The following is a 7,896-nucleotide window of genomic DNA, read 5'->3' as shown; positions in this document are numbered from 1 at the left end:
AACCATCGGTTTTGGAGACCGCTGTTCTACCAATTCGAACTACACCCCTGTGGTGTCGATAAGACAAAATTTACTTACACTGCCCTTGTGAGTTGTGCGTCTTTTCTAAGGAAAGTGCGGTATCGCAAGGGAGGGACGCGTATTATACTTAACCACTTTCAAGATACAAGCGGTTTATCCATCCCATCTGCGATTGAACGCTAATTCGCGCCTTACCTATTCAACACCAATAAATCCGCCTGTTTGGTGTGCCCAAAGCTTTGCATATATCCCGTTATGCGCAATAAGCTCCGCATGGGTACCCTGCTCTACAATATTGCCCTTATCTAGAACAAGTAACCTGTCCATTTGTGCAATGGTTGACAGTCGATGCGCAATAGCCAGCACGGTTTTGCCTTCCATCACTTTATCCAGACAGGCTTGAATTGCCGCTTCAACTTCTGAATCTAGCGCAGATGTGGCTTCGTCCAGCACCAGTACAGGCGCGTCTTTTAGCAATACGCGAGCTATGGCAATGCGCTGGCGCTGACCGCCTGAAAGCTTAACGCCTCGCTCACCTACATGCGCATCGTACCCTGTTCTGCCGTAACTATCGGTAAGCGTAAGAATAAAGTCGTGCGCTTCGGCCTGTTTGGCTGCACGAATCATATCTTCTTCTGTCGCATCCGTGCGTCCGTAAAGAATGTTATCGCGTACCGAGCGATGCATCAGAGAGGTATCTTGAGTCACCATGCTAATTTTAGCACGAAGCGTCTCTTGGCCTACTTCAGTAATATCTTGGCCGTCAATAACAATACGACCACTCTGGGTATCGTAGAAACGCATGAGCAAATTGACCAGCGTCGATTTACCCGCCCCAGAACGCCCTACTAAACCCACTTTTTCTCCGGGCTTAATGGCTAAATCCAAGTTAGTGAACACATCAATAGGTTTGTTGTCTGCACCTGAATAGGAAAAATGCACATTATCGAAATTAATCCCGCCGCCATTTACCTTTAACGCATCGGCTTTTGGCTTGTCTTTTACTGCAATAGGCTGCGCTAGTGTATTCATGCCATCTTGCACCGTGCCTAAGTTTTCGAACAAACCTGATACTTCCCACATAACCCAGTGCGACATACCGTTTAGTCGTAAACACAGACTAATAGCAATGGCGATATCGCCCGGGCTCGCAATGTTCTCCATCCACAAATACACAGAGAGCGCGCCCACAGTAAAAATGAGAATGGCGTTAGCCATTTCCACGCAGAACTCCAACACGGTAACCAAACGCATTTGCGGGTAAACCGTCTTAAGAAAACCATCCATGCTTTCTTTAGCGTAATCTGCTTCGCGGCGACTATGTGAAAACAGCTTCACCGTTGTGATATTGGTATAGCTATCGACAATGCGCCCTGTCATTAATGAGCGGGCGTCGGCTTGCTTTTGCGAAACTTCTTTTAGTTTTGGTACCAGCACCTTCAAGATACCGATATACACAAAAAACCACACGATAAGCGGCATGGCTAAGCGCCAGTCAGTGCTGAAAATAAGCACGACCATAGAAATAAAATAAACGCTGATATACACCAGCAAGTCGAGAACCTTGGTCACGGTTTCTCGTACCGATAGTGCTGTCTGCATCACTTTGGTAGCCACACGGCCGGCAAACTCATCGTGGAAAAAGGTTAAACTTTGGCCAAGTAAATAGCGATGTGCCTGCCATCTAATGCGCATGGGGTAGTTCCCCATCAAAGACTGACGAGAAAACAACGAGCGCAACAAAATAAACAATGGAATAAAAACGAGAACGGTTAAACCCATGCCAATTAGGGTAAATTTTTGGTCTTCTAAAAAGGTTTCGCGACTTTGTTCAGAGAACCAGTCAACCAACTGACCTAGAAAACCAAATAGCGCCACTTCTAACATGGCCACAATGGCACTAAGTACGGAAACAGTAAGTATCACGCCCCACATGCCTTTCGTATAGTACTTACAAAAGGCAACGATACCTGTTGGCGGTTGGGTAGGCGGCGTGTCAGGGAAAGGCTGGGTTAGCTTTTCAAAAAATGAAAACATGTAGAACTCGTTAGTTATTCAGTGACAGATGGCTAATGCGTGTTGCCAATGCTAGATAGCAATGACGTGACTAGCGTGTACTTTCCATTGCGATATATTTTTTTAATACAAGGGTTAATACACTCTTACTAAGTACGCAATTCTACACTAAATGTTCACGCGTTGTCGGTGATACCTTGGTTTGTTACGTGCAATTTCTTCGCTTCGGTTTGCCGGTCGTTTTGCTGCAATTTCACTTAAGCAAAAATTGAAAACACGTTAAGCATCCGTTTATTTGCGATTAGGCTGCTTTTTGTCTTCTTGGCTTTTATTCATACTTTGCGCGGGAAAAAATAATAACGACATCACACACATTATTATGGATAATTTTTTAGTAAAGCGCGGCGATACTGCGCTTAAGCGCGTATGTACAATCTTTGCGTCATATGCCTTTGCGGTTTGTCTGTCTGCGGGCTCTGCCTTTGCAACACCACTACAAGAAACACCACTCGAGCAACCTCAAGCAGCAGAAATTTCAATACCTCCCACTATCGTTACAGAGCGGTCGGAAAATACCATTACCGAAACGTCTGATGACAATATCAGCGATTCGCTGGTTGTTCCTTTCATCGCAGGCACAGTAGAACTTGATGGCATTATCGACGAGGCTGTGTGGGAAGAAGCAACTAAAGTACCCCTTACATTTGTTACTCGTCCTTTTGAGAATACAACGCCTCCCGTACTCACAACAGCGCGCATATTTGAAAACGGCGAAAGCATATATATTGCATTTACTGCGCAAGACGACGACCCGTCGCAATTACGCGCCTTATTTCGAGATAGAGACAACGTATGGGATAACGACTTAGTTGGAATAAAAATAGATACGTTTGGCGACAGCCGTCTGTCATACCAGTTCTTTGTTAACCCACGTGGCATACAGTCTGATGCCATCGAAAACCAAATGACGTTGAGTGAAAGCGATAGTTGGAATGCGATTTGGGACGCACAAGCACAAATAACACCAGACGGCTATACCGTTGAGATCGCATTGCCTTTTCGCATCATGAACTTTCTCGATAATGATGGCCCAAAGAGATGGCGCGCAGAGTTTGTACGTTTCTATCCGCGAGAGAATAACCTTCGAATTTCTAATAGGCCCGTTGACAGAAATAACGCATGCGGATTATGCCAAATGGGAGATATGGAGGGTTTCGCAACGGCAAAGCAAGGTCAAAACCTATCAATTACGCCCTATGCGGTAGCGGGTTATGCCCGTAACCGTGAACCTGTACCCTCGCAAGATGCAACAGACTGGCGGTATCAAGACAACCAAGAAATAGGTGTTGATGTAAACTGGGGCATAACATCTGACATGCTACTGCAAGCCACAGTTAACCCCGACTTTTCTCAAGTGGAAGCCGACGCTGGACAGCTCGGCATCAACAACCCGTTTGCGCTATTTTTCCCTGAACAGCGCCCCTTCTTTCTTGAAAACGCCGATTTTTTCAGTACCCAATACGATCTTGTTTATACCCGTAATATAGGCGCACCTGACATCGGCACAAAACTAACGGGGCGTGTGAACAACCATACTTTTGGTATTTTGGCTGCTAACGACGAAAGCACCACGTTTTTAGTGCCTGGAAATCTCGGCTCTAGTGTAGCAAGGCTTAACGAAGAAAGTACCAATATAGCCGCCCGATACCGATACGATATTTCAGATGACCTTTCCGTAGGCGCAATAATTACTGGTCGTCACTCAGAGGATTACCACAATATTGTTACCGGCCTAGATAGCCGTTATCAAATAACGCCAAGCGATACGTTACGTGTGCAGGTACTTCGCTCACAAACGCAATATCCACAAACATTGTTCTCTGATTTTTGCAGTAATGACTGTAGTGCCAATGAGGATATTAACGAGATCACGCTACGAACGCGCGAAAGCGATACTTTCTCGGGCAGTACCTACAAGATTGATTACCGTCACGAGGTTCGCGACTGGTATGTTTATGCCAATCGTACCAGCACTCAAGCTGACTTTCGTGCTGACCTGGGCTTTGAAAGCACCGTAGATAGGCATAAAAGCGTGCTGGGCGGCGGCTATATCTGGTGGAATGAGAATGAATGGTGGAATCGCTTTGAGTTCGGCGGTGATTGGGATATCACCCACAACGATGACGGTGAACTTATTGAACGCGAAATGCAGGCACAAGTAGAGTTAAATGCTGCTTACCAGTCTTATTTTAATTTTCAGTGGGTAAAAAGAGATACTGTTGGATTACGCCACAATGGAGCTAGTTTAGCCATTGACGGCAATACCACGCGCTTTACCGAAGAACAATTTTCCTTCTATTTTGAAGCCCAGCCAAGCCGTACCCTCTACTTTGAAAATTTTGCCCGTATTGGTGACAGAATCGACTTAAGAAACGACCGGTTGGGCGATCAGGTGTTACTAGAACCTTCAATTACCCTTAATTTGGGACAGCATTTAGAAGCGTCGCTGAGTCATGAATACAATCGTATTGATGTAAACGATGAAATGCTCTTTACAGCCAACCTATCGGACTTGCGACTTAGTTATCAGTTTAGTGCAGAACAGTTTATCCGCGTTGCACTGGTTTACGCCGATATCAAGCGCAATACGGATAATTACTTAATGCGCGTAGATGCTCGAGATAGAAGCCTAGGCACGCAAGTGGTGTATTCTTACATGATAAATCCACTTTCGCGCCTATTCATTGGCTATGGCGATTCAGCGTTTGCCGATGATGAAAATCCTGGCCTATTGCGCACCGAGCAAGCAGTCTTTATGAAGTTCAGCTATGCGTGGCTTTACTAAGACATCTATTTTTAATCAGTGAAACCTAATTTTGCGAGCGTAGCCTCTACTTTGTCTTGATGCTGCGCTTGCCATTCACTGAGTGACATTGCCGCATCTTTATCACCTCTCGCCTTGGCGATCTCAAAAGCATGCTGCGCTTGTTCACGAGGAATAACCGCTATCCCCTCTTCATCCGCTACTATAATATCCCCTGCATTAACGGTGACACCGCCACAACGCACTGGCTGGTTGAGTGGAGAAATACATTTTTTTGCGCCGGGTTTTGGCACGACACCACGCGCAAACACAGGAAATTGATTTTCTCTGGTTTCTGCAATATCGCGAATAACGCCGTCAATCACGAACCCCTTAATGCCTCGTGATTGAGCAATTGCACAGACATTGCCCCCAGCAACCGCATACTTATCATCGGCTTCAACCACAATAATGTCGCCAGCATTCGCTCGATAAATAGCTGCATGTAGCATGAGGTGGTCGCCTGGGTCGCACTTAACGGTAAAAGCTGGCCCGGCAATTCGCGGAATACCTGACCACAGAGGTTTTATGGCATAGTCAATAAACTGTTCTTTGGGCAACGCATCGGCATACTCGCACGGGGAAACACTATCAAACGGAATTTCATTGGTTTTCATACACCACTCCTTTTAACTGAATAACCTGCATCCAAACTGCTTCCACTATAGCCAATTGTGTATTACAAGTTGTTACAAGCTGTGTATTTTCACTATAAACACTTTTTCTATCCCCCCCGTCATGCTAAGAATTAGTAAAAAAACGTGCACTCAATACGCCATAACATTCTTTAGAAGGAATGCACAGGTTTCGCAACGCACTAAAAACAATAAGCGGCAAGTTCAGATGTCGCCTAATAAAATGAAAAGGAAAACTCCACATGTTACGTAGCGTTTTAAGCTTAAGTGTGGCACTGGCCCTCACGGCTTGTAGCCCCCAAAATTCAACCACAGAACAACAGACACAGAGCGCGGCTACCGAAGAGGCTCAACAACAGCTTTCTTCAGGTGTCATTAAAGAAAATATGGATCCGTCTGTTGACCCGGGTGATGACTTTTTCCGCTACGTAAACGGCAAGTGGTTTGATAATTTTGAAATACCGGCAGATAAATCGAGCTACGGTTCTTTCGTGATCCTTCGCGATGAAGCACAAGATCACGTTATGGATATTATAAAATCGTCTGCCGAAGGCGACTTTAAAGCGGGCAGCGACGAGCAAAAAGTCGGTGATTTTTACCGTGCCTATATGGATATGAAAACCCGCAACGAACTTGGCGTTACGCCGCTTAAACCTGAGTTGTCTAAGATTGATGCTATTGAAGACTATACCGACCTTGCTGAGTACTTTGCTTATGCAGCTCGCTATGGCTACGGTACACCGTTTAGCCTAACTCAATACCCTGACCTCAAGTCACCGAAAGAATATTTGATGTACACGTGGCAGTCGGGCTTAGGCCTTCCTGAGCGCGAGTACTACTTCAAGGACGACGAAACATCACAAACCATTCGCGATGCCTACGTTAAACATATCCAAACCATGTTTGAGCTGGCGGGTTTCGACGCGCCTAAAGAAAGTGCGGATATGCTGTTCGCACTTGAAACTAAAATTGCTCAGCTACATATGAAAAAAGAGCAGGCCCGTAACTTTGCTGCCAACTATAACAAACTGACGATTGAAGAACTTAAAGCGTTAATGCCTAAGTTCGACTGGGACGCTTATCTTACTGAAGCAGAGATTAGCGACATTCCTTCGCTAGGCATCCTGCAAAAAGACTACATGCAAAACATTGATGGTGTTATTGCAGAAACTTCACTGGAAGATTGGAAAACGTTCCTTAAGTGGGGCTTGTTAAATGCTTCAGCCAGTCGCTTAAATGCCGAGCTTGATCAAGCAAACTTCAATTTCTACAGCAAAGTGCTTCGCGGTGTTGAAGAGCAACAGCCACAATGGCGTCGTGCAGTAAGCCTTTCAAATGCCCACGTTGGCGAGCTAATCGGTAAGGTTTATGTGAAACAGCACTTCCCGCCTGAAGCGAAAGACCGCATGATGGAAATGGTTAATAACCTGCTGTTAGCTTACAAAGAAAGCATCGAAAATCTTGATTGGATGACAGATGAAACTCGTGCACAAGCACTAGACAAGCTGTCTAAGTTTACCGTAAAAATTGGTTACCCAGACCAGTGGAGAGACTATTCAGCTCTGACAGTTAATGCCAGTGACCTGTTTGGAAACCTTAAGCGTTCTTCGGACGTGCTGTATGAAGAAATGCTTAAGAAACAAGGTGGCCCAGTGTGGACCCATGAATGGGGCATGACACCACAAACTGTTAATGCTTACTACAACCCTCCGCTAAACGAAATTGGCCATGGTTTTGATGATTCAGGGTCAACCTTCGACGGTGACGGCGTTCTGCGAAACTGGTGGACGGATGAAGATCGCGGCGAGTTTGAAGCACGCACTTCGAACTTGATTGAACAGTATAACCAGTTTGAGGTTCTGCCTGACTTGCACGTAAACGGTGAATATACCCTAGGTGAAAACATCGGCGACCTTGGCGGCATCAGCATCGCACTTAAAGCTTACCACCTGTCCCTTGATGGTGAAGAAGCCCCTGAACTAGATGGTTTCACTGGCGATCAGCGTGTATTCATTGGTTACGGCCAGGTTTGGGCAAGCAAATATCGCGAAGAAGCGTTGCGCAGCCAAGTACAAACCGATACCCATTCACCTACGAAGTTCCGCACTAACGGAGCTGTTCGCAACGTACCTGAATTCTACGAAGCGTTTAACGTGACCGAAGAAGATGCGTTGTATTTACCACCAGAAGAACGCGTGAAAATTTGGTAATGCGCGTACTCTAAACACAGTACATAAACAAAACAATTAAAGCCCCATGTTTGCTTCACTAAACTGGGGCTTGTTGATGCGTTTTTGAGAAAAGAGCACCGGCAGGAAGAAAAGGGGAAGGCCTAAGGCGTGTTGATCTTTCGTGATTAGT

4 protein-coding genes and 1 tRNA gene (1 of these 5 only partly in view) are annotated in these 7,896 nt (G+C 45.6%); 2 read left to right on the top strand and 3 right to left on the bottom strand.

Annotation, left to right across the window (positions count from 1 at the left end; genetic code table 11):
* Both ACX5KA_RS10600 and ACX5KA_RS10595 read right to left on the bottom strand, forming a co-directional pair.
* Positions 1–49 (bottom strand) — tRNA-Trp (locus ACX5KA_RS10600); it reaches 28 nt to the left of the window's first position.
* A 167-nt stretch (positions 50–216) separates the two neighbouring features.
* Positions 217–2,058, bottom strand: a complete 1,842-nt coding sequence (locus tag ACX5KA_RS10595) for an ABC transporter ATP-binding protein (RefSeq protein WP_458731104.1) — start codon at positions 2,056–2,058, stop codon at positions 217–219.
* A gap of 358 nt (positions 2,059–2,416) precedes the next feature.
* On the opposite strand from ACX5KA_RS10595, the gene ACX5KA_RS10590 reads away from it, so the two are divergent.
* Positions 2,417–4,882: a carbohydrate binding family 9 domain-containing protein gene (locus ACX5KA_RS10590; protein WP_458731103.1), complete on the top strand. Its 2,466-nt coding sequence runs from the start codon at positions 2,417–2,419 to the stop codon at positions 4,880–4,882.
* Positions 4,883–4,893: 11 nt separating this feature from the next.
* Here the strand turns inward: ACX5KA_RS10590 and ACX5KA_RS10585 are convergent, their stop codons facing one another.
* The gene (locus tag ACX5KA_RS10585; protein WP_039217551.1) at positions 4,894–5,517 is read right to left on the bottom strand and encodes an RraA family protein; all 624 of its coding nucleotides are present in this window, start codon (positions 5,515–5,517) and stop codon (positions 4,894–4,896) included.
* Between the two features lie 260 nt (positions 5,518–5,777).
* Here ACX5KA_RS10585 and ACX5KA_RS10580 point away from each other — a divergent pair, with 260 nt between their 5' ends.
* Positions 5,778–7,745: a M13 family metallopeptidase gene (locus tag ACX5KA_RS10580; protein WP_458731102.1), complete on the top strand. Its 1,968-nt coding sequence runs from the start codon at positions 5,778–5,780 to the stop codon at positions 7,743–7,745.
* Positions 7,746–7,896: the final 151 nt, after the last annotated feature.

It is taken from the genome of Alteromonas alvinellae (assembly GCF_902705805.1).
This window is presented reverse-complemented; position numbering and strand designations above follow the sequence as displayed.